The sequence below is a fragment of the Clostridium sp. 1001283B150210_160208_E6 genome (genome assembly GCF_015669365.1).
Taxonomy (GTDB): domain Bacteria; phylum Bacillota; class Clostridia; order Clostridiales; family Clostridiaceae; genus Clostridium; species Clostridium paraputrificum.
In genome coordinates this window covers 14,124-37,803 of record NZ_JADPAA010000014.1, presented here as the reverse complement: position 1 = coordinate 37,803, position 23,680 = coordinate 14,124, and the positions used below count along the sequence as shown (strand labels likewise).

General features: G+C 29.5%; 21 protein-coding genes and 1 other annotated feature. Of the genes, 12 read left to right on the top strand and 9 right to left on the bottom strand.

Annotation, left to right across the window (positions count from 1 at the left end):
* The first annotated feature begins 111 nt into the window (after positions 1 to 111).
* Positions 112 to 347 (top strand) — a binding site (T-box leader).
* A gap of 112 nt (positions 348 to 459) precedes the next feature.
* Positions 460 to 972: a tryptophan transporter gene (locus I4V16_RS13665; RefSeq protein ID WP_111938155.1), complete on the top strand. Its 513-nt coding sequence runs from the start codon at positions 460 to 462 to the stop codon at positions 970 to 972.
* 60 nt (positions 973 to 1,032) lie between these two features.
* Here I4V16_RS13665 and I4V16_RS13660 read toward each other — a convergent pair whose 3' ends face one another.
* On the bottom strand, positions 1,033 to 1,737 hold the full coding sequence (locus tag I4V16_RS13660) for a polysaccharide deacetylase family protein (protein ID WP_049177917.1): 705 nt from the start codon (positions 1,735 to 1,737) through the stop codon (positions 1,033 to 1,035).
* Between the two features lie 324 nt (positions 1,738 to 2,061).
* Between I4V16_RS13660 and I4V16_RS13655 the strand changes: the two genes are divergently transcribed.
* The 4 genes from I4V16_RS13655 (at position 2,062) to I4V16_RS13640 (ending at position 7,402) form a co-directional block, all read left to right on the top strand.
* A complete protein-coding gene (locus I4V16_RS13655; protein ID WP_111938154.1) occupies positions 2,062 to 3,336 on the top strand; it encodes a uracil-xanthine permease family protein in 1,275 nt (424 codons plus the stop codon).
* Between the two features lie 167 nt (positions 3,337 to 3,503).
* Positions 3,504 to 5,732 carry a bifunctional diguanylate cyclase/phosphodiesterase gene (locus tag I4V16_RS13650; RefSeq protein WP_111938153.1) on the top strand — a complete coding sequence of 743 codons (2,229 nt, stop codon included), beginning with the start codon at positions 3,504 to 3,506 and terminating at the stop codon, positions 5,730 to 5,732.
* Between the two features lie 66 nt (positions 5,733 to 5,798).
* Positions 5,799 to 6,620 carry a prealbumin-like fold domain-containing protein gene (locus I4V16_RS13645; RefSeq protein ID WP_053089719.1) on the top strand — a complete coding sequence of 274 codons (822 nt, stop codon included), beginning with the start codon at positions 5,799 to 5,801 and terminating at the stop codon, positions 6,618 to 6,620.
* A 317-nt stretch (positions 6,621 to 6,937) separates the two neighbouring features.
* Positions 6,938 to 7,402 (top strand): deoxyuridine 5'-triphosphate nucleotidohydrolase, encoded by a 465-nt coding sequence (locus I4V16_RS13640; protein WP_049177913.1) that lies wholly within the window; start codon positions 6,938 to 6,940, stop codon positions 7,400 to 7,402.
* A gap of 137 nt (positions 7,403 to 7,539) precedes the next feature.
* Here the strand turns inward: I4V16_RS13640 and I4V16_RS13635 are convergent, their stop codons facing one another.
* A complete protein-coding gene (locus tag I4V16_RS13635) occupies positions 7,540 to 9,459 on the bottom strand; it encodes an ABC-F family ATP-binding cassette domain-containing protein (RefSeq protein WP_195966894.1) in 1,920 nt (639 codons plus the stop codon).
* Positions 9,460 to 9,698: 239 nt separating this feature from the next.
* Here I4V16_RS13635 and I4V16_RS13630 point away from each other — a divergent pair, with 239 nt between their 5' ends.
* The 3 genes from I4V16_RS13630 to I4V16_RS13620 are packed head-to-tail and all read left to right on the top strand — an operon-like array spanning position 9,699 to position 15,053.
* On the top strand, positions 9,699 to 10,313 hold the full coding sequence (locus I4V16_RS13630; protein ID WP_027099439.1) for a TetR/AcrR family transcriptional regulator: 615 nt from the start codon (positions 9,699 to 9,701) through the stop codon (positions 10,311 to 10,313).
* A gap of 11 nt (positions 10,314 to 10,324) precedes the next feature.
* Positions 10,325 to 12,433 (top strand): MMPL family transporter, encoded by a 2,109-nt coding sequence (locus I4V16_RS13625; protein ID WP_195542301.1) that lies wholly within the window; start codon positions 10,325 to 10,327, stop codon positions 12,431 to 12,433.
* Between the two features lie 13 nt (positions 12,434 to 12,446).
* Positions 12,447 to 15,053: a hypothetical protein gene (locus I4V16_RS13620; RefSeq protein ID WP_195966893.1), complete on the top strand. Its 2,607-nt coding sequence runs from the start codon at positions 12,447 to 12,449 to the stop codon at positions 15,051 to 15,053.
* A 36-nt stretch (positions 15,054 to 15,089) separates the two neighbouring features.
* On the opposite strand, the gene I4V16_RS13615 is transcribed toward I4V16_RS13620, so the two are convergent.
* Both I4V16_RS13615 and I4V16_RS13610 read right to left on the bottom strand, forming a co-directional pair.
* Entirely contained in the window at positions 15,090 to 15,713 is a 624-nt protein-coding gene (locus I4V16_RS13615) for a DUF4397 domain-containing protein (RefSeq protein WP_195966892.1), read from the bottom strand.
* Between the two features lie 10 nt (positions 15,714 to 15,723).
* The gene (locus I4V16_RS13610; RefSeq protein WP_195542300.1) at positions 15,724 to 16,872 is read right to left on the bottom strand and encodes a hypothetical protein; all 1,149 of its coding nucleotides are present in this window, start codon (positions 16,870 to 16,872) and stop codon (positions 15,724 to 15,726) included.
* A gap of 137 nt (positions 16,873 to 17,009) precedes the next feature.
* On the opposite strand from I4V16_RS13610, the gene I4V16_RS13605 reads away from it, so the two are divergent.
* Both I4V16_RS13605 and I4V16_RS13600 read left to right on the top strand, forming a co-directional pair.
* Positions 17,010 to 18,311, top strand: a complete 1,302-nt coding sequence (locus I4V16_RS13605; RefSeq protein WP_111937757.1) for an aminotransferase class V-fold PLP-dependent enzyme — start codon at positions 17,010 to 17,012, stop codon at positions 18,309 to 18,311.
* A gap of 27 nt (positions 18,312 to 18,338) precedes the next feature.
* Positions 18,339 to 18,626 (top strand): hypothetical protein, encoded by a 288-nt coding sequence (locus I4V16_RS13600; RefSeq protein WP_049178599.1) that lies wholly within the window; start codon positions 18,339 to 18,341, stop codon positions 18,624 to 18,626.
* 28 nt (positions 18,627 to 18,654) lie between these two features.
* Here the strand turns inward: I4V16_RS13600 and I4V16_RS13595 are convergent, their stop codons facing one another.
* Positions 18,655 to 19,872 carry a 6-phosphofructokinase gene (locus I4V16_RS13595; RefSeq protein ID WP_049178598.1) on the bottom strand — a complete coding sequence of 406 codons (1,218 nt, stop codon included), beginning with the start codon at positions 19,870 to 19,872 and terminating at the stop codon, positions 18,655 to 18,657.
* Between the two features lie 193 nt (positions 19,873 to 20,065).
* Here I4V16_RS13595 and I4V16_RS13590 point away from each other — a divergent pair, with 193 nt between their 5' ends.
* Together I4V16_RS13590 and I4V16_RS13585 are read left to right on the top strand one after the other, a co-directional pair.
* A complete protein-coding gene (locus I4V16_RS13590) occupies positions 20,066 to 20,617 on the top strand; it encodes a manganese efflux pump (protein WP_111937759.1) in 552 nt (183 codons plus the stop codon).
* Positions 20,618 to 20,686: 69 nt separating this feature from the next.
* On the top strand, positions 20,687 to 21,100 hold the full coding sequence (locus I4V16_RS13585) for a Fur family transcriptional regulator (RefSeq protein WP_049178596.1): 414 nt from the start codon (positions 20,687 to 20,689) through the stop codon (positions 21,098 to 21,100).
* A 58-nt stretch (positions 21,101 to 21,158) separates the two neighbouring features.
* On the opposite strand, the gene I4V16_RS13580 is transcribed toward I4V16_RS13585, so the two are convergent.
* The 4 genes from I4V16_RS13580 to I4V16_RS13565 all read right to left on the bottom strand — a co-directional run bounded on the left by I4V16_RS13580 (position 21,159) and on the right by I4V16_RS13565 (position 23,663).
* Positions 21,159 to 21,590, bottom strand: a complete 432-nt coding sequence (locus tag I4V16_RS13580) for a DUF5412 family protein (protein WP_111937760.1) — start codon at positions 21,588 to 21,590, stop codon at positions 21,159 to 21,161.
* An 84-nt stretch (positions 21,591 to 21,674) separates the two neighbouring features.
* On the bottom strand, positions 21,675 to 22,466 hold the full coding sequence (locus I4V16_RS13575; RefSeq protein WP_049178595.1) for a metal ABC transporter permease: 792 nt from the start codon (positions 22,464 to 22,466) through the stop codon (positions 21,675 to 21,677).
* A gap of 2 nt (positions 22,467 to 22,468) precedes the next feature.
* Positions 22,469 to 23,128 (bottom strand): metal ABC transporter ATP-binding protein, encoded by a 660-nt coding sequence (locus tag I4V16_RS13570; protein ID WP_049178608.1) that lies wholly within the window; start codon positions 23,126 to 23,128, stop codon positions 22,469 to 22,471.
* Positions 23,129 to 23,267: 139 nt separating this feature from the next.
* Positions 23,268 to 23,663: a hypothetical protein gene (locus I4V16_RS13565; RefSeq protein ID WP_049178594.1), complete on the bottom strand. Its 396-nt coding sequence runs from the start codon at positions 23,661 to 23,663 to the stop codon at positions 23,268 to 23,270.
* Positions 23,664 to 23,680: the final 17 nt, after the last annotated feature.

Here is a 23,680-nt window from a genome sequence, read left to right as displayed (position 1 = left end):
AAAAATAAAAAGTTATATTATAAATTCTAATATGACAGGTAGTAAAAAAATTAATAAAAGTAAGTGTAATATATTGACAAAAACACAAAAAATGCATACTATAATATTAAGACAAATCCTTTGAAGAGGGATAGTAACCAGGTGCAAGGTTAAAGAGAGCTGATGGTGGTGGAATATCAGTACTGTAGCTAATGGTGAATGGGCCTTTGAGGAGCAAGATGAAATCCTTAGAGAGAGTAGTTAAGCCGTGGGTTGCACGTTACAGCAAATAGAGTATGTTAGTACTTGAAATTAGAGAGGTGTTATACACAATTTAGGTGGTACCGCGGAACATATCCGTCCTATTAATTTAGGACGGTTTTTTTATTTTATTTAATAAGTTTGGGGCGTGATTGATATGTTATGAAATGAAGAGTGGAAACCAGGATAAGAAATATTTAAAATTAGGGGGAATTTAAAATGGATACAAAGAAAATGGTATTAAACGCAATTTTAATTGCAATAGGAGTAATATTACATGCAATAAGCCCATCTTTTGGGTTACCAGCTCAACCGGATTTTGCACTAGCAATGCTTTTTATAATAATGTTAATTAATAGAGATTATAAAACAACTATATTTGCAGGAATAATAATAGGTATATTTACGGCACTAACAACTAAATCACCAGGTGGACAATTACCTAATATTATAGATAAAGTTATAACTTGTAATGTAATGTATTTATTAATGCTTCCATTAAGGGAGAAAGTAAGCAATAATATTCAAGGAATAATATTATTTGTTTTTGGAACATTATTAAGTGGGACTGTATTTTTAACATCCTTAGCGCTTATATCAGGATTGGAAGGAGCTATATTAACAACTATATTTGCAGTAGTAGTTCCTACAGCAGTGGTAAATGTTATTGCAGGAATGATTATATATAAGATAGTCGAACAAGCTATGAGAATTACTAAATATAATATATAAATAATTCTAACGTTTCATGTTAATTGGAAAAAACCTAGAAGTTATTCTAGGTTTTTTCTATTAATGTTTCATAAAATGAAACATTTCATCAGTATCACTTGAAATTGCTTTAAATGTATAGCCTTTATCCTTATAATACTTTATTACTTCAGGCAAAGCTTTTGCAGAGTTTTTATTCATGTAACCACAGTGCATAAGCAAAATTATATTATTTTTATCACTTTTAGCACGTTTAATATAAGTACTTGGGCTAGCATTGTGATTGGCACCATCAGTACTATCTACATTCCAGTCGTAAATTTTCAAGTTGTTTTCATGTAATGAGTCAACAAGTGTTTTCTTTAAATGATAAGAATTGTTATTGCAACCAAAAGGAAATCTTAATATAGAAGGACTAATGCCACATGCATCGTTTATGGTTTTTTGACACTCTAGCATTTCTTTTAAAAACTCCTTATCTGAAGAATATAGTTTTGATTTACTATGTGACATACTGTGTAGTCCAATTGAATGTCCTTCATCAACCATACGTTTGATTAGTTTTTCTTGTCCTTTTATTTGATCACCAATTAAAAAGAAGGTAGCAGGAACTTCTTCTCTTTTTAATATGTCTAGTACCTCAGTTGTTACTTTACCACCAGGCCCATCATCAAAAGTAATATAAATTATCTTTTCTTCTTCAGCCATTGTATTGACTGAAAAAAGGCTTAATGTAAAAATAAAAACACATATAAAAGCTAGAAAAGAATATTTGTTTTTTTTCATATGTATCACCTTCTATAAATATTTATTACTTAGTATGTTCTTCTATAAAAAAAATATCCCTTAAAGAAATATGTAATATTTTGTTGTTGAATTACTTAGATTGCTATGCTATAATTATAGAAGTTTAAATAAAAATTTAAAATTCTTTAAAGTGGTCCAGAGAGGCTAGTAAGAAGAAAGATTTATGGTTATATAGACAAATTATAACTTCTTACTGCCATGTAAGAAGTTTTTTTATTTTATTAAAACCTTTTAATTCAAGTCCAGAGAGACTGAAAAAGGGAGAAAGAAATTTCTCCTTATAAATATTAAGGAGGTAAAAAGATGTCAGAAATGATACTTTCAGCAATTGAAAAATCAAAAAGTAGAACTTTAAAGGAAAAGGTAATGAGATGCATTTTGGCATTACAACATTTAGTTGCAATGTTTGGAGCAACTGTATTAGTACCATTCTTAACTGGATTAGATCCATCAGTAGCTCTATTTACAGCAGGATGTGGAACATTAATATTTCACTTATGTACTAAAGGAAAGGTTCCAGTATTCCTAGGGTCATCTTTTGCATTTATACCAGTCATTAAAGCAGTTAGAGATGCATATGGTGATTTAAGTTATGCACAAGGTGGTATGTTTGTAGCAGGACTTATATATGTAATAGTATCTTTAATAATAAAGAAGGTTGGAGTTGGAAAAATAAAAGCAATATTACCGGCACAAGTTGTTGGACCAATGATTATGGTAATTGGATTAAATCTTATGCCAACAGCTATAGATATGGCAGCAAATAACTGGACATTAGCAATTATAACATTAGGTGTTACTTTAATAATAAAATTCTTTGGAAAAGGATTTACAAAACAGATTGCAATATTATGTGGTGTAACAGTTGGATATATAGTAGCTTTAATAATGGGAGAAGTTCAAACAGCTGAAATAGCAAGCGCAGCAGTATTATCTGTACCAACATTTACATTACCAAAATTTGATGTTGGGGCAATACTGATTATTGCACCAGTAGTACTTGCAGTATTTATGGAACATATAGGTGATATTACTACTAATGGACAAGTTGTAGGCGAAAACTTTATAGAAGATCCAGGTTTAAATAGAACATTACTTGGAGATGGATTAGCAACTATTGCTGCATCACTTTGTGGTGGACCAGCTAATACAACTTATGGTGAAAATACAGGGGTTTTAGCAGTAACTAAGAACTATGACCCATCTATTCTTAGAATAACAGCAGTATTTGCAATAGGATTAGCTTTTATAGCTAAGTTTGGAGCTGCAATAAGAACTGTACCAGAAGCTGTTATGGGTGGAATAAGTTTAATGTTATTTACAATGATTGCAATAGTAGGACCTAAGACTATAAAGAGTGAAAAAGTTAAATTTTCATGGAATAACATAATAGTTATGGTTGTTATATTATTCCTAGGATTAGGAGCTTCATATGTAGAAACGAATTTCCATATAACTTTAGGAATTAAAATTACTGAACAAGTAGCTATTACAGGATTAAGCTTTGCAGCATTAGTTGGTGTAATATTAAACTTAGTTTTAACATGGATAAGTAATTTGCTAAATAGAAATAAATAATAGTTGTGATAATACAGTCTTGAGATTATTTAATAATTTCAAGACTTTTATTTTTGACAAATTACTATCTGTTATACCTTTATATAACAGATTTGTATATAAAATAAAGCGATGATGTGATAAAATTTAATTAAGGGAATGGAAAGTGTGATATTACGGAGGGGTTTATGAGGGACTTAGATAAAACTTTTAATATGCTTGTAGTAACAACTATTATAGTAGCTGCTATAACTTTATATAAAGGAAATACAATTCTTAATCTTATACTTTTAGGAATATTATGTTATCAGTTTGTTATGTATAGAAAAATTCATTTTCTTAAGCTATCTATAGAACATGGAAAATATGAAAAAGCATTAGGTGCCTTAAATGGAGCAGTATGGGAATGGTTTGATGACTATAATTTACTTTTTATATCTAGTAGATATAAAAAAGTATTTAAGACTGAAAATAATATTGATTCATTCGACAGGTTATGTGAGTTTATAGATAATAGTTATAAAGAATATATAAAAAACTTTTTTACAGAAATAATAGATAAAAAAATTGAGGATGAATTCATATTAGAATTTAAGACTATAGATATAGAAGGTCAACAACTATATATAGAATGTTCAGGAAAAGGAAAAATAAAAGATAACAAATATGAGTTAAATGGTATTTTTATTGATATAACAGAAAAGAAAAAGCAAGACGAATTGCTAAGGATAAGTGAGAGAAATTATAGAAGAGCCCTAGAAGGTAGTCAAGATATAATGTTTTATTTAAAAGTTGATACAGGAGAGTATATTATAAATGATAGGGAAGGTCTATTGTTTAATAATCATGAAGCTCAATGCAAAATCTCAAATGAGAGTTGGGTAAATTTTATTTTACCAAAGGACAGATGGATTTATATACAAAAGTATGAAGAATTCTTGAGAGAAGAGAAAGAATATTTTTCAGTAGAGTTTAGGGTTGAAAGTAAAAAAGGCGAAATTCTATGGATAAAACAAAAAGGGAAAAGGATATTAGAAGATGATGGACTATACATATATGGTTCAATTAGTAATATAAGTGATAGCAAAGAAAAAGAAATGAAGATATATTATATGAGCCATTTTGATGAGGTTACTGGAATACCAAATAGAAGATATTTTATAGAAAAATCTAAAAAAATGCTAATTAGGGCTAAGAGAGATGAAAAAGATTTTGCAATTGTTTTTTTAGATTTAGATAATTTTAAATATGTTAATGATACTTTTGGACATGATGCAGGAGATATCCTTTTAAATAGTTTTTGTGATAGTTTAAATAGTGTTGTAAATGAAAAATGTTTATTAGCTAGGTTCGGTGGAGATGAATTTATAATAGCAATAGGAAATATAGAAGCAAAAGAAGAAGTAGTAAAAATACTTAATGATATACTAGATACATTTAACAGACCTTTTAAAGTGGCTGGTAAAGAAATTTATTGTACAGTAAGTATAGGAGTTAGTTTTTACAGAACTGATGGAAAAACAGTACAAGCATTGTTGAAGAAAGCTGATATTGCAATGTATAAAGCAAAGGCTAATGGAAAAAATAGATTTTGCGTATTTAACAAGGAAGTTTCAGATGAAATAAATAGGGAATTAGCTGTGAAACGCTGCTTAAGAAATGCCTTAGATAATGGAGAGATATATTTTGAGTTACAGCCTAAGTATTGGTGCAAGTCTAAAAAGATAGAAGGATTTGAATGTTTAGCACGATGGAAAAGTAGTGAATTAGGTTATGTGTATCCAGATGAGTTTATACTTGCATCAGAAAGTTCAGGAGCTATAATTGATATAGGTAAATATCTTATAGATGATGCATTTAAAAAGTGTAAGTATTTAACTAGTATTATAGATGATAAATTTAAAGTGGCAATAAATCTTTCACAAGTACAAATACGAGATATTGAACTTTTAGAATATATAAAGGAAAAGATTGATGAGTATGATATAGACCTTTCAAACATTGAATTTGAGGTTACTGAAAGTGTTATAATGAAATCAGCAGAGCGTAATATAGAGATGTTAAGAAAGATAAAAGATTTAGGTGCAACTATAGCTTTAGATGACTTTGGTACAGGATATTCATCTTTAAATTATTTAAAAAGGTTACCTATAGATAAAGTAAAAATAGATAAAAGCTTTGTATCAGATATAGGAATTGACTTAAGAAGTGAATTTATAATTGAAAAAATTATTGAATTAGCTCATATGCTTAATTTAGAAGTTGTTGCAGAGGGTGTAGAAACTAAAAATCAACTTCATTATTTAGAAAAAGTTAATTGTGATATAATTCAAGGATATTATTTTAGTAAGCCTTTAGGATTTGACAAGTTAGTTAAAGGCTTTACAGAGGATAAGACACTAGTATTTGATAGGTAAAATAATCACATATCTCCTTAGTTTCTCATATTTTATTAATATAAGAGAACTAAGGAGGTTTTTTTTGTGAGCGAAGAAAAGGGGAAAAGAGTTTATTGTACTAACATGCAAGATGATGACCCTATTATAGAGAGATTTATGAAGGAATATTTACAGGAAAAGGCGGAAGCAAAACAAGAAGGAAAAACTGAAGATATAGTAGTAAATTTTGATATATCATATCCAGATGGTAGATGTGAAACTCATACTTGTGGGTCAGAAAGCTATGTTTTTGGAGAAAATGATGATAGTTGTATTAATAGTAAGATAGAAGCAGAAGAAATGAAATGCTATTATAGTGATGCAGACATAAATGTTACAGAAAAGGAATATGATGAGTCAGAAGATGATCATATTTGCAATGATTGTAAAGAGGAAGAAAGTGTAAAACAAGAGCCATGCAATGTAAATACCAGTGAATATTATGAAGAGTATGAAAGTCAAAAGTGGTTAAACTGCGAAGATGAGTGGACTGAAAATAATAATTGTGGATACTCAGTTAAAGATAAGAAAGATAAGTGCAAAAAAGAAGTAAAGGGAGTTATAACAGTAATTTCAGCTTTGCATAGTAAAGAAGGAACAAAAATAAAGGGCGTAAAAGTTAATCTTTATAAACTTAATGGAATATGTCCAGAGCTAGTTGATTCAAAGGTTACTGATTGTGATGGTAAAGTTGTATTTTGCAATATTCCTGAGGGAGCATATAGGGTTATAGAATTAATTGATAAGAGATACTTTGAAAAACCTCAATATATAAATTGGAATGAGGTTACTATTGATGAATGTACAACAGAAAGTTGTATTTATATAATTAATAAAATTAAGAATCAAAGAAAATGTAGAAGATAATTAATTAATTAATTAAAAAAGGTGGGCTGAATATTTATTTTGCTTGTTCCGTCGCTGCGCTCCAGGTCACATCAAAACAAATATCCACCTTACTCGTACTAAAGGTAAGGAAATTATAAAATTATTATCCTTGATTTTATATTTTATAATTTGAAAATGTAAGAATACCTTTGATTTATAATTAATTAAAATTTTATACTTTCCTCGTATAAAAAAGGCTTTGAAGAATAAGCCTTTTTTATTTTGTAGAAATATATGTCTGTTATTGTTATAATGATAGTAAAATAGTCTAAAGAGTAAGGAATGGAAGAGGAATTATGAAAATAAGAATAAAGTATTTTGAAGAGTCAACTAAGTTGAAAAAGATAGCAAAAGGTAACTGGATCGATGTGTATGCTAATAAGGATGTATTCGTAAAAGTTAATGAAAGAGCTATGATTCCATTAGGATTTGCATTAGAATTACCAAGCGGGTGGGAAGCACATCTTGCTCCAAGAAGTTCAACATTTAAAACTTGGGGAATAATTCAAACAAATTCAGTTGGTGTAGTTGATGATACATATATAGGTGATAATGATCAATGGCACATGCCTGTGTACTGTTTAGAAGGAAAGGGTACAGAGCTTATAGATGGAGAAGAAATAAAGGGTACTTGGATAAGAAAAGGCGATAAAATAGCACAATTTAGAATAATGGAAGTAATGCCAGAGATAGAGTTTGATGAAGTAGAGTCCTTTGGAAATTCTGATCGTGGCGGCTTTGGAAGTACAGGATCTAAGTAATGATAATAAAGATAAATAGGATAAGATAGATAATAAGGTTGAGGAGAAAACTCTGCATTTGCAGAGTTTTTTATATTAAAAGAGAAATTGCAATAGGCAATTTCTCTTCGTAATCTTTATTATCTATATTATCTTTTTTATTCATTAACTTCTTCCCATTTCATATAAAGGTCTTCTATTTTTTCTTCAAGGATTCTTATTTCTTTATTTACTCTTTCACTTTCTGAAGGATTAGAGTATATTTCTTCTTTACATAAATCTTCTTGAAGGGATAAAAGCAATTCTTCATTTTTACTTATTTCATCTTCTAACTTTTTAATTTGTAGTTTTTTTGCCTTTTCTTCTTTTTCTACTTCACGTTTTTTTCTTTTTTCTTCTTTTAGTTGAGTTTTAGTTTTACCGTTTGCTAGTTCTTCATAAGCTTCAAATCTTAATGGATTAAGCTTCTTTTCAACATAGTAACTATAGTTTCCTAAATATTCAGTAGTGCCTTCTTCTTGAAGCTCAACAATTCTGTTTATAACTTTATTTAAGAAATATCTATCATGGGAAATTACTATTAATGTACCATCATAGCTTAATATAGCGTCTTCTAAAGCCTCTCTAGATAAAATATCTAAGTGGTTAGTAGGCTCATCTAGCAATAATAAGTTGGATCTTGAAAGCATTAACTTTAGCAAGTTGATTCTACATTTCTCACCACCACTAAGTTTATTAATAGTTTTAAATACATCCTCACCAGTAAATAGGAAGGTTGCTAATGCCCCTCTAACCTGTGATGTTGTTAATTCAGGGAAATCATCCCATACTTCATCAATTATAGTTTTATCTTCACATAAGTTAGATTGTTCTTGATCATAATATCCTATGTTTACGTTAGTACCTAATACTTTAACGCCGCTATCTGGTTTGATTTTATCCATAAGAATGTTGAAGAAAGTGGTCTTACCTCTACCATTTTCACCAATTAAGGCGATTTTTTCTCCTCTCTTTAAATCTAAAGAAAGATTAGAGAATAAATGTTTATCACCAAAACTCTTACTTAAATTTTCAGCATGTAAAACATCATATCCACTTTTAACTGAGGTTTCAAATTTAATTTTTGCTGGTCCCTTTTCTTCATCTGGAGCATCTATTTTCTCCATTCTATCGAGGGCTTTTTCTCTACTTTCAGCAGCTCTAATACTCTTTTCTCTATTAAAAGATCTAAACTTCTCAATTATTGCTTCTTGTCTTTTTATTTCAGCTTGTTGAAGATTATATGCCTTTAGCTGTGATTCATAATCTTTTTCTCTAAGTTCTAAAAACTTTGTATAAGAAGCATTGTAGCAGTTAACATGACCATTAATTACTTGGAAAGTTCTATTAGTTACAGAATCAAGGAAAAATCTATCATGGGAAATAACTAAAATAGTACCTTTATAAGATTTTAAATACTCTTCAAGCCATTCAATTGCTTCTAAATCTAAGTGGTTAGTAGGCTCATCTAAAAGTAATATATCTGGTGAAAGTAATAATAATTTACATAATGCAACTCTGGTTTTTTGACCGCCACTTAACTTTGAAATTTCTTTATCAAAGTCTTCTTCAGAGAAACCTAAACCTTTTAATACCTTATTTATTTCTCCTTTGTAAGTATAGCCACCCCTATGTGAGTATAGTTCTTGTGAAGTATTATAGTCATTAATTATCTTGTTATGATAATCTGCTTTGCTTTCATCATAGGGCTCATTCATTTTGTTTTCTAAATCTAGAAGTTTTTCTTCTAATCTTATTAAGTCAGAGAAAACTAAAAGCATTTCATTATATATTGTATTTTTTGTATCTAAATCTAGGTGTTGAGCTAAGTAACCTAAAGTTTTATTCTTATCTATAAATATTTCACCATCATCAAATGATAGTTGTTTAGAAAGAATTTTAAATAGAGTAGATTTACCCTCTCCATTTGCACCAATGATACCAACCCTATCCCCTTCATTAATTGATAGAGTAACATCCTTTAATATTTCATCTATTCCATAGCTTTTGCTAATATTTTTACAACTTAAAACAATCATAACCTTTTCCTCCGGAATTATATTGGGTAAACTAGTATAGAATAATAAAGTTTACATAAGTAAATTAATTAACCTTAACATCCTAATTAATTATACTATTGAACTTAAATCATAGCAATTTTAAACAAAAAGCAAACTTTTTAAACAAAAAGAAAATATAGCAAAATATAAATTGACTATTAGTCAGAAAGGAATATAATAGAAATATAAAATGACTGATAGTCATAAAGGAGGAAGAAATGACGAGGGATAAAAGTGGAAGCAGTAAAGTAGGGGAAAAGAAAAGAAAAAAAGAAACAGAACTATTTTCTGCTGCATATGAACTGTTTACTACAAAAGGCACACAGAATACAGCAATAGATGACATAGTTAAGAGAGCTGGGGTAGCAAAAGGAACATTTTATCTATACTTTAAAGATAAGTATGACATAATCAATAGGCTTATACTTCAAAAAAGTTCTCAAGTTATAAAAGAAGCAGTAGAAAAAACTGAAGAACAAAAATTAGATAGGTTTGAAGACAGAACATTATTTTTTATTGACTATGTTATTAATTACTTTAAAGAAAATAAACTTATGCTAAAGCTAATTAATAAAAATTTCTCCTGGGGACTATTCAGAAGAGCATTAAGAAATCCAGAGCAATATAAGGAAATGGAGGGGATAGTAGAAATCTTTATAGGAAATCTAGTTGAAAAAAATATGAATTTAGATGAAGCGGAATTGACATTGTTCATGATATTTGAGTTAGTAGGTAGTGTTTGTTATAGCTCTATAATTTTAGAAGAACCTACAACTATAGATGAAATTAAGCCAATTCTCTTTAAGAAAGTTTTAGCTATGATAAGTTACTAAAAACAAAGGGGATGTTAAGGGTGAATAGAATTAGTAAGTTTATTGCAGATCATGCTAAATCAGTCATAGTAGTTTCATTACTTTTATTAATCCCATCAGTGATAGGTTTCATAAATACAAGAGTAAATTATGACTTATTAAGTTATTTACCTCAGAACTTAGATTCAACAAAGGGAGAGGACATCTTGGACAAAACTTATTCCGATGCGTCAATAGGTATTGTAATAGTAGAAGGAATGGAGAATAAAGATATTAACATTTTAAAAGATAAAATTGAAGAGGTGGATGGTGTTACTACAACGTTAGGCATAACAGATGTGTTAGATGAAAGTATCCCTAAGGATATTTTACCTGATGAGATAAAAAATCAACTTTATAATGAAGATTCAACAATGTTTGTTATAAAATTTGATGGGGCACCAGGATCCGATTCAACTATAAATGGTATTTCTAAAGTAAAGAAAATATTAAATAAGCAATGTTTTCTTAGTGGAATGTCTGCAATTATGGAGGATACAAAAGAGCTTGCCGAACATGAAGCTCCATTTTACGTTTTAATTGCAGTGGCATTATCAATTGTAGTTTTATTAATTTCAATGGAATCTACAGTTGTACCAATTATATTCTTAGTTTCAATAGGGATAGGTATTGTATATAATTTAGGCACTAACCTATTTCTAGGTGAAATATCTTATATAACTAAAGCACTAGCAGCAGTACTTCAATTAGGGGTAACTATGGATTACTCTATATTCTTGATGCATAGATATGATGAAGAAAGAGGTAAGTGGAGTACTAAAGAGGAGGCCATGACTCAAGCTATAAAAGCAACAATGACTTCTATATCAGGAAGTTCCCTTACAACAATAGCTGGATTCTTAGCTCTTTGTACAATGGACTTAGCATTGGGTAAAGATATAGGTCTTGTTATGGCAAAAGGAGTTGTGATTGGTGTAATATGTGCAATTACAATATTACCTGCATTTGTTTTAGTTTTCGATAAAGCAATTCATAAATTCAAGCATAAAACAATAATTCCAGAGTTTAAAAAGGTATCAACTTTAGTAACAAAGCATTATAAAGCATTTATAGTAGCATTTTTTGTAATAATGCTTCCAGCATTTTTTGGCCAAGCAAACGCAAAGGTATATTATAACCTAGATGAAACATTAAAACCTGATATGTCTTCAATAGTTGCTCTTAATAAGATGAAGGATAATTTTAATATGACATCTACACATTTTATAATCGTTAAAGATGATATTAAGAGTTATAAGATGAAAGAGATGACAGATAGAATAGAAAATTTAGAAGGTGTAACTACAGTATTATCATATGATAAATTTATTGGACCGAATATCCCAGAAGATTTTATTCCAAGTGATATAAAAGAAATATTTAAACAAGGTGGATATAATCTTTTGCTAGTTAATTCAGAGTATAAATCTGCATCAGATGAACTTAACAACCAAATTTTAGAGATGACAGATATAGTTAAGAGCTATGATAAAGATGCAATGGTAACAGGAGAAGGTGCATTAACTAAAGATTTAACTACAATTGCAGATCAAGATTTTAAGAATGTATCAGTTGCATCTATAGCAGCTATATTTGTAATTATTTTAATTGTATTTAAATCAGTGTCAATACCAGTTTTACTAGTTTCTGCAATAGAATTTGCAATATTTATAAATATGGGTATTCCATACTACACAGGAACAGTTATTCCATTTGTAGCCAGTATAGTAATAGGAACTATTCAATTAGGGGCTACAGTTGACTATGCTATTTTATTAACTTCTAGATTTAGGGAAGAAATCAGAAATGGATATGAAAAGAAAGAAGCAATGAGAATAGCAGTCCAAGAGTCAGCGAAGTCTATAGTAACAAGTGGATTAACATTTTTTGGAGCTACAGGTGGTGTAGCATTAGTATCTGATATGGCATTAATTAAGAGCTTATGCTTCTTAATGGCTAGGGGAGCAATTATTAGTATGATGGTTATAATATTTGTTTTACCTGCACTGTTATTAGTAAGTGAAGGCATTATTAATAAGACAACAAAAGGTTGGAAAATTAATAAACTTGACTCTATAGAGCCAAAGAAAGTTGCTATGTAGGGAGGAATTAAATATGAGAAAAGCAATGTCTAAGAAGGTTGTTGCATTAGTAGTGGCAGCAACAATAATGAGTACAACAGTAGTACCAGCAGTAGAAATAAAAAAGGATGAGTCTGTATTTGTAAATTTAAGTTCAGATGGAAAATTAGAAAAGAGTACAGTATCTAATTGGATACATTCAAGCGAGTCAAATTTAGAAGTTAAAGATAAATCTTCTTTAAGTGATATAAAAAATGTAAAGACTGATGATGAACCAGTTAAAGATGGTGAAAATTTAACTTGGAAGGTAGAGGGCAGTGATATATATTATCAAGGAAAAACTGACAAAGAGTTACCTTTAGATGTAAGTATAAAGTATTCATTAGATGGAGAAGAAATTAAAGCAGAAGATTTAGCAGGAAAAACAGGTAGGGTTAAAATTGAACTAGAAATAAAGAATAAGATTTATAAAGAGACAAGCATAAATGGTAAAACTAGAAAGATATATACACCTTTTACAACAGCATCTTCTATTATATTGCCAGTAGATAAGTTTAAGAATGTTAAAAGTGATGGTGGTGTAACAATTTCTGAAGGAAATAATAATATAATTGGCTTTGTTGCATTTCCAGGTTTACAAGAAAGTCTAGGAATAGATAATCTAGATATTGGAGTAGACTTAAAGGATAAATTAGTTGTAGAAGCAGATGTAGATAATTTTGAAATGGGTCCAATAATGATAACTGCAACACCTGAACTACCAGATTTAAGCGCACTCGACAAGGCTAACTCTATTGATGAGTTAAAAGATTCCTTGAATCAATTAAAGGATGGTAGTGATAAGTTATTAGATGGAACTGGAAAGTTAAAAGATGGAATAGACCTAGCAAAGACAAAACTTATTTCAGCTAGTAATTTGTTGAAAACTCAAAGCTTACAAGAGAAGATGTCTTTAATAACTAATGAAGATAAGACTGAAAGAGCTAGAAAATTAATAAAGGATGCATATTTTGCTAAAGATATAGATTTTCATCAAGCAAATGTGTTGATTTCTATGTTAGATGCTGAAAATGTTAATAAAGCTATGACCTTAATGAAAGACTATCAAAGGCTTGCAACTAAAGAGAATAAGGAACTATTATCATCCACTTTAAATATGATAGAAGATTTAGAAAAGGATAATAATTTTACTAGATTAATGTCAGATATAATTAAGACAAAAGATGGATATGATAGCATTGACAAAACTACAAAGATAAAGTTACAACAACTTTTATCTCAAGTAAATCCTACAAATATAAAGGTTGTACAAGGATTACTAGTAGACGTTAATGTTGCTAAAACAGCTACATCTCCTATTATAGAAGAGATAAGTAGAGAGATAAAGAGCGCAGGTGGAACATCAAATTACCTTTATGGGTTAAATAAGAATTTAAAAACAGCATCATCTCTTATAGATAGTTCTAGCAAATTAGAAAGCTTACAAGGAGATATGACAGCATATGCATCATCTTATATGATACTAAAAGCTCAGCTAGCAGCTGCTGCATCACAAGGTGGAGAAACAGGATTTGCCCAAAAGAAAGAGGAATTAAAGTATATGATTAATGCTGTATATTCTCAAAGTAGTGCAGAAGTTGCAAAATCATTAATTAACTATATTGATAGTTTAAATATATCTTCTGTAAGTTCTAATGCTTTAGCACAAGATGGGGCAAAAATTAATGAATATAATTCAACACTACCTTCTCTTCTTCAGGGTGTAAAGTCTATGGAGAGCATGAAACCATTAATAGATACTACAAGTAATGTACTATCAAATCAAGATAGTGTTAATGCTCTAGGTAAATTCTTTAATGATGTTAATGACCCAACAACTCAAGGATTAATTAAGTCTTTTGGGGAGGGAATAATGAGTTTATCGGATGAAGATTTATCTGCAATAGGAGAAACATTAAATAATATAAATAATTTAGCAAAGGATTTGGAAACTAATAAGTCTAATATTGAAAATATAACTGCACTAGTAAGTGGATTAAGTAATAATACTGAATTAAAAAATAATTTGGTTAAGTTTAAAGCTGATATAGAAAGCTCTAGTGAATTGATTTCAGAATTAGAGGGACTATTAAAAGATACAAAGCCTAGCGATGTTGAAAAAATTAGAAGTTTATCTTCACAATTAATGTCTATGCAAAATGATTTGAGAAATAGTGAGGATATATTAAGAATTACTAATGATGCATTAAGGAGTGGTAATGTATCTCAAGCAAGAAATTTAATTTCTGCACTACCATCACTAGAAAAAGGAATAAGTGAATTATCTACAGGAAGTAAAGAATTAAGTGATGGAATGAAGACTTTCCATGATGATGGAATAAATAAATTATATACAGAAGGTAATAATACTATATCTTCAATAGATGATGTAATTGCAGCAAAGGATGAATTAGTTAAAGCTTCAAAAGAGTTTTCTTCATTTACAGGTAAGGGAGAAGAGATGGACGGAAGCGTTAAGTTCATTATGAAGACAGATGAAGTAAAGATAGAAGATAAAGCAAAAGAAGAAAAGAAGGAAGTTAAGGAAGAAAAGAAGGGCTTTTTTGCATGGCTTAAGAGCTTAATATTTGGGGAGGATTAGTAAAAAAGAAGTTCGCAAAGCGAACTTCTTTTTTTGTTACTTTTTAGTACCATCCTGTTCAAATAAAGAACCAATTCTTGGAGTACCATCAAATAATCCTATTATAAATAAGGTGTGAAAGAAACCACCTGTTAATGTAATTTCACTTATAAACTTACTTAATGCTGTAGCATCAGTAGCTTCAACTTTAAGATTATATATGCCAGGAGATAGTAGATAATATCCTGTTGTCTCTAAATATTCAACACCATTGAATAGAGTATCACCATTTGGTAAAGATAATGTTAGTAAAGGTGAATCAGGTGATAAATTAATGAACCTTAAATAAGATTCATTAGATGAACTTGTTGGAGTACCATCTTTTAGTTTTAGTAATTGCAATGTACTTTCTAGTAATACAACGCAAAGTGTTGATGTTGAATTAGGCTCTATATCTATGGTTTCAGTATATATAGGATTGTCATAGGTACCTGCTTTATATATTTGAATTTCGTTATTTCCAGGATTAATATTGTAATATTGAGTTATATTACTGAAACTTATATTCATAGCAATTGGGTTACCATTGCTATAAATATCAATATTATTTGCACCAGGTGCAGCATGCAACAATCTAATTGCAGAGGTTATTCTAGGAAGAAATTCATTAAACATAATCATAACCTTTCACCTACTTTTTACAATAACGCATTGTTATTTTTATAATACGTCTTACTATTAATTTAGCTATTGGTGAGGGAATATTATAGGCTTCAAGTAAAGATAATATTCCAGGACAGTCATTTTCAATTTCTTTATATAGCTTATTAATATCATCATCTTTACAACATCTAATTAAATCAATATCTTCATCAACGTCTAAATTTAAGCTTCTTAGTAACTCAGCTGGATTTTTAACGTTAGCGTTAGTGGTGGTATTGTTATTAATATTATTAGTAGATGTATTAGGTGTAGTATTTGATGTATTAGTAGTATTTAGGTTTGCGTTATTGTAAGAATACAAAGTATCTGAACTAGTATCACCAGGATACTGAATACTTAAATCCTTGTTTTGAGGAGAGTTAGGGCTATTAATAAGATTTGGTGTATAGCCTGAATTATCAGTATAACTTGGGTTAGTACCAGTACCTTGACTTTGTGAATTCATGGTGTTCATATTATTAGCATTATAGTTTGAAGAAGGTAATCCACCAGCATAGCTATTAGTACTAGTACCTTGATTTGATGTGTTTGTATTATTCATAGTACTGTTGTCAGTGCTATTATATGGTGGATTATTATAGCCCATGCCACTTGGGTTAGTATTAATTCCTTGGTTACTAGGAGTATTGGTATTGTTTTTAGATTGATTATTGTTGTAATTAGCAGATAGTGGTTCACCATAGCCCATGCTACTTGGATTAGTATTAATTCCTTGATTACTAGGAATATTTGGATTGTAAGTATTATTAGCATTGAAGTTAGCAGATAGTGGTTCACCATAGCCCATGCTGCTAGGATTGGTATCTATTGCTTGACTAGGTAATTGCCATGTGTTAATAGGAGTATTATATCCCATATTATTCTGATTAGGATATAAATTAGGTTGCTGTGTTTGCTGGTTCATATTTGGATTAACTCCCAATTTAGGAAGATTTAACTGAGAATTCATTTGAGGTGTCATAATCATACTATTAGGAATATTATTAACTGATGAGCCATCAAACAAATTCTGAGGAGTCCATCCAATTAGTGGGGAAGGTGAAGTAAAAGGTATAAAGTTTAGGTCATCGTCTGATTTTCTATAACTGGATGGCATATATTTTTCATCAGGTTTCATTTCTTACCTCCAAAAGAATGTTTAATATAATTATATGACTTAAAAAGTCACTTGTTACCTTAAATATTATGAGTTTGTAACCTTTCATAGAACATAGAACCTAAATATAGATTTTTGAATAAGATATAGTGGAGGAGATGCATATGAATGAAAAAGTGATTAACTTTCATGATATATTAATGGGAGTAGACTCTAAGGTGGAAATCCTAGGAGGGGTTAAAATTAGGGCGGTAAATTTTGATAATGCAGCAACAACTCCGCCATTTAAATGTGTTTTAGATTCTATTATTAATTTAAGTGAGTATTATGGGTCAATAGGCAGAGGTGCAGGACAAAAAGCTGAGGTTACAACTAGGATATATAACGAAACTAGAGAATACCTATTGGATTTTTTTAATATAAAAGATAAAGAAAAATATACGGTAATATATGTAAATAATGCAACAGATGGTATTAATACTTTGGCAAGAGTTTTAATTAAAGATAAAAATGATGTTGTTATATCTACAAGAATGGAGCATCACTCTAACGATTTACCATGGAGAAGACAGTGCAAGGTAGACTACATTGAAGTAGATGAACTTGGTAGGTTAAAAATTCATGAGTTAGAAGAAAAGCTTATAAAATATAAAGGTAGAGTAAAATATGTTACAGTAACTGGAGCCTCAAATGTAACAGGATATATAAACGATATTCATAAAATCGCACAAGTTGTCCATAAATATAAAGCAAAGATAATAGTTGATGGAGCACAACTGGTTCCTCATATTAGGGTAGATATGAGTGGAAAAGAGAAAGATGAAAATATTGATTTTTTAGTTTTTTCAGGTCATAAATTATATGCGCCATTTGGATCTGGTGTAATTGTTGGACTGAAGAATGAGTTTGAAGAAAAAGTTCCAGATAATGAAGGTGGAGGGACTGTAAATATAGTACTAGATAAATCTATAGAATATTTATCTCCCCCAGAAAAGGATGAAGCAGGGACTCCAAATTATTTTGGGGTAGTAGCAATTACAAGAGCATTAGAAGAACTTGATAAGATTGGTTTTGATAATATAAAGAACCATGAAATTCAGCTAAGGGATAGGTTGTTATGTGGATTATGCTCTATACCAAGAGTTAAGACCTATGGAGATATAGTAAATAGGGAAGATAGACTAGGTATTGGAGTATTTAATATAGACTCCATTTATCATCAAAAAGTTGCAGAGAAATTAGCAAAACATTATGGTATATCAGTAAGACAAGGCTGGTTCTGTGCACATCCTTATTGTAGAAGACTAATGAATATAAGTGAAAAAGATACTTTGATGTTAATGAATGATAAAGATAAAGGAATGCCAGGAATGATAAGAGCAAGTTTTGGAATATATAATGATATTAGTGAAGTAGACTATTTTTTAAATGCAGTAGAAGATATTTCTATGAAAAAGTAGAAGCTAAAATTTTTTGGGGGGAGGGTTATGACAAGGAAATGTGAGAGGTGTCTGTATGATATAAGTATTGCACAGATATTAGAACAGGAAAAAGTTAGCGAGATTATATGTCCTAACTGTGGTAGAAAACTAGTGGCTACAGATTTAAGTAAAGTTGTAACCCTAAGCTTTTTTTTAATGGTTTCTGTAATCTTTTGGATACTTCCCTTAAAAATTATAAGTAAATTATGTATTCAAATTGTATGGGCTATAATTTCGGTATATTACTTGCCTGTGTTTTTATATATTTATAAAGAAAAAGAAGAAGAGGATTAATAAATCCTCTTCAAATTATATGTGGTATTTATTTAGTAAAAACTTTATACTGTGGAACGTTGTTAGTTCTGTATAAAGTAGGAACACCATTTAATAAAGGCATAAAGTACTCATAAGCCTCTTCTGTTACTCCATTACCTTTTTCGTTTATCCATTCTTTAGGGAAGTATTTAACATTGTTAGCTATTTTATTTGCTTCTACTAAAAAGAATGAAGTTGAGTAAGGAGAATTACTTTCTCTCTTTATTGCTACCATGTATCCATTATGTCCTTCAGCAGCATATTTTAAAGCCTCATATCCAGCATTAAATGCTTCATCAATATCTATTTGAGATGCACAGTGCATTGCACATCTTTGTAGAACTCCTAGTTCTAAAGCTTTAACTCTTGTTGTTATTCCAGCATCAAGTATTAATTGTCTTAAGTGTTGTCCAACTCCACCAAGTTGAGAGTGACCGAAGTTATCTTGAGAAATTACGTTCATTTCTGATAAAAATCTTCCGTCTTCTGTTTTTAGACCTTCAGAAGCAACTATAAATACTTGATTTTGTTCCTTAAACTTAGCTCTTACATCACATAAAAAGTCTTCAACATTAAAAGCTTTTTCTGGAAGATAAATAAAATCTGCTACAGGTTTACCATTATATCTAGCTGTACAAGCGGAAGCAGCTAGCCATCCAGTATCTCTACCCATAGTTTCAACTATAAATATACCGTTATTTATGTATACAGAAGAATCTAAATATGTCTCTAAAACAGCTGTAGAAATAAATTTTGCTGCACTACCAAATCCAGGAGTGTGGTCGGTATGCATTAAATCATTATCTATTGTTTTAGGAATACCTATAAAGTTTATATCTAGTCCATTTTCTTTAGCGTATTTTCCAAGTTTAGCTGTAGTATCCATAGAATCATTTCCACCAACATAAAAGAAGGCTTTTATATCTAAACTCTTTAAAATATCTAAAAGTCTGTCGTATTCTTCAGTGGATTCCTCTATATTTTTCATTTTATATCTACAAGAACCTAATCCAGAAGATGGAGTAAGTTTAAATGTATCTATATCTTCAGAAGATATTTGGGATAAATCAATAATGTTTTTATTTAAAATTCCTTCAATTCCGTTTAATCCACCATAAACTTTATCAAATATCTTGAATTCTTCGTTAGCTCTAATTAATCCAACAACACTAGAATTAATTACAGAGGTAGGTCCACCTGATTGGGCTATTATACAATTTGGCATATTAACTCTCCTTATATCTATAAATTTATACTAATACCTTTAAATGTGATATACTATTTGATAAAACATCTACTCTATTTAATACTATACAATAAAAAGTAGTAATAATAAAGTCTTTTTAAAATTTTTTGCATAATAAGTTATGTGTGTAACTATTTATAGAATGTATAGATAAAATTATGGAGTTGAAGAAATGAGTGTTTTTGGAGTTTGTGTAATAGGAATAGCTTTAGCTATGGACGCCTTTGGTATTAGTATAGGAATAGGAGTTAACTCAATAATAACTAGGAAAAAGAAAATAGGATATATATTGTCATTTGGTTTTTTTCAATTTTTATTCACTTTGATAGGAGGAGGATTGGGATATTATTTTGATACATATATATTACCTATTCCATCTGCACTTGGAGGAATTATTGTAGGTGCTATTGGTATACTAATGATAATAGATGGAGTGAAAGATAAGGGAAACTCTCTTTTAATAAAAAATAGTATGGTAATAATACTTGGTATATCAGTAAGTATAGACGCTTTGATAATTGGGTTTACAACATTCCACCAAGTAGGAAGTTTGGCTATACTACTTATAGACTCTATTCTTATTGGGTTGATAACATTATTTTTTTGTACATTTGCATTTTTCTCATGTAGATATTTAAGAAAGATAAGTTTTATTTCAAAGTATGCAAATTTCTTAGGTGGTATAGCATTAATATCATTTGCTATAAAGATGATATTTTTTTAAATAAAAAAATATATTCATATGATATAATATAATATATATACTAATTATTCTTGAATCGTAGGTGAGATGATGAATTTTGATGGCTTTTTAAAGAGTAAGGAACTAAAGGTTACTAAGGGTAGAATAGCAATTTTAAAAGTTTTATATGAGGCAGATAGAAGCTTAAGTGTAGAAAATATATTGGAAGAATGTAAGAAATTTGGTGTAGATATTAACTTAAGTACTGTTTATAGAGGGGTAGAAGCCTTTGAGGAAAAGGGAATTATAGACAAGTTCTCCTTAAAAGATGGAAGATTTTCATATAGAATTAAAGGAGATGAACATAAGCATTTACTTCAATGTAGTGTTTGTCATAAAGAGATTGAAGTTCCGTGTCCTATGAAACAAATAGAAGAGTTAGTTCAAAGCGAAACAGGATTTACATTAACAGAGCATAACTTAATTATGAAAGGTGTATGCGAGGAATGTAAAAAGCATAAGTAATTATGAAACCGCAAAAGCGGTTTCTTTTTGATTATAGTGAAATAAAAAACAGAAACTGTTAATCAGTCCCTGTTTTATCAATGGTCCAATCATATTTTCCATCAGGCAAGTCGATTATATGAGAGTTTATAGAAACTGTATCATTATCAACCCATTCTATATTGGCATCTCTAATATGATAATCACTATATATAGTTTTAGATTTCTTATTATCTACAAATAAAATACACTTTACGCCAAAATCTGTTGTAGCTCCACCATCAACTAAATAAGCCTCAACTTTATATTTATTATCAGGGGAAAAGGATTCTGATAATAACTCTTCATTTGGAGAAAACATTTTAGAGGTAGTTGATATTAGTTCATATAACGCAAATATAATAAGTGATATTAATATACATAAAGATACTAGTGTACCAATAAGAATTTTTTTCTTAGATTTTTTTACTTCTTGATCTGTTAAAAAGTCTTCGTTAAAGTAGTCGTTCATATATATTCACCTCAATAAGAATATAACACATGTTTACATAAATTGGAACAAAAAATAAGACTACTTCACAGTAGCCTTATTTTTTTAATTATCATTTCTTTTTAGCAATAAAGTAATTACTAAAACTATTACTGATGTTAATGCAATAGTACCTCCAGGTGCACTATTGAAATAATAGGATAAAACTAACCCAAGCAGTATATCAATTAATCCGAATAATACTGACAGAATTAAAGTTTTATTAAAATTCTTTTTTAGTTGCATAGATGTAGCAACTGGTACAACAATAATTGATGAAATAACTAGTATACCCATTATTCTTATAGAAAGAGAAATTGTTGCACCTACTAGGATAGTAAATAAATAATTAATAAATTTAACGTTAATACCAGCAGTTTTTGCACCTTCTTCATCAAAGGTAATGTAAATAAGCTTGTTATAAATTACTTTAAGTATTAATAGACAAATAATACCGGCTGTAGCTATAATAAGTAAATCACTTTTTGAAACAGTTAGTATACTACCAAATAAATATGAATTAACATTAGCATTTGCTTTTCCTGTGCTAATTAAAATTATTGCTATACCTAAACTTAATGTTAAGACTATCGACATAACTAGTTCAGCATATTTTTTATAATATCCTCTTAAAAATTCAATTATAACTGCACAAATAGTAGTGAATAAAAATGCTGATATAATTGGATTTACACCAAGAACTAACCCAATAGCAACTCCAGCAAAAGAGGAATGTGATAGGGTATCACCTATCATTGAATTACGTCTAAGTACTATAAATAAACCTATGATTGGACATAAAACTGAAACAACTACTCCCGCCATAAAGGCATTTCTCATGAAATCAAATTCAAACATAATTAAGCCCCCGGAAGTGTATAGTTTTCCCTAAAATCTTTGTTAGATTGAAGAGTTAACTTTCCATTATTTATTGTTAATATATGTGTAGAATATTTTAAAGCTATGTCCATATTATGTTCAATTGAAATTATAGTTGTCCCTTGTTCTTTATTTATTTTACTTAAAAGAGAGTATATTTCTTGCTGATTTTTAACATCAACACCTGTAGAAGGCTCATCTAAGATTATTAAATCTGGATTACCTATAAGAGCTCTTGCTATAAAAACTCTTTGTTGTTGTCCCCCTGATAGGTTACCAATTAAGTTTTCCTTAAACTTTAGCATATTAACCTTTTCTAAAACATCAATAGAAGATGATTTAGGATCTAGTTTTAATGATTTTGCGTGTATTTTTAATATTTCATAAATTGAAATAGGAAATTGTGAATTAAATCCATCTAATCTTTGAGGTACATAGGCAATATTATCTGTATCTACAGTTATTGACCCAGATATAGGGGTTAGTAGTCCTAGTATTAGTTTTATTAGTGTAGTTTTGCAGCTCCCGTTTTCTCCTACTATAGAAAGATATACACCTTTAGGAATATCTAAGTTTACATCCTTTAATAGTGGAGAAGTATTCTTGTTGTAAGCAAAACTCAAATTATCAATTTTTATCAAGTTATCAGCTCCCATAATATCCTTTCTTAACAAAATAATAGACCAATATGCTATATATTATGCATTATTGGTCTATAAATACGCATAAATTGGATTAACTAACCCTATTATACACCTATTTGCGAATTGTTTGCAAATACTAACTAAGGGTATTTAGTGGAGTTGTGCTCTCTAAACCCCAAGAATCTAGAGAGTCCTTCCTAAACATACCTTCAACAGCACTCTTTTCGTGTGGCTCTTCCTTTGAAAGACCATAAGCTTTAACTATTGCTGTAGTATCATCAGAGAAAACCAAAGTCATATTTTGCACTCTTAGCAATCCGTCATCTGCTTTCTTTGAAGTAAGATAGTGTTCAACAGCATATCCAAGGTCTTTACATTTATTTTTTATGTAAAGTTTATAACCTATAAAGAATCCAATTCCAATAACTAATACACCACATATTAATAAGGATATTCTTCTTTTTCTTCTTTGTTTTTTTAATCTAGCTACTCTTGATATATTATTTTTTCTTACTTTTTGTTGTCTTTCCATAAATAACCCTCCTTATT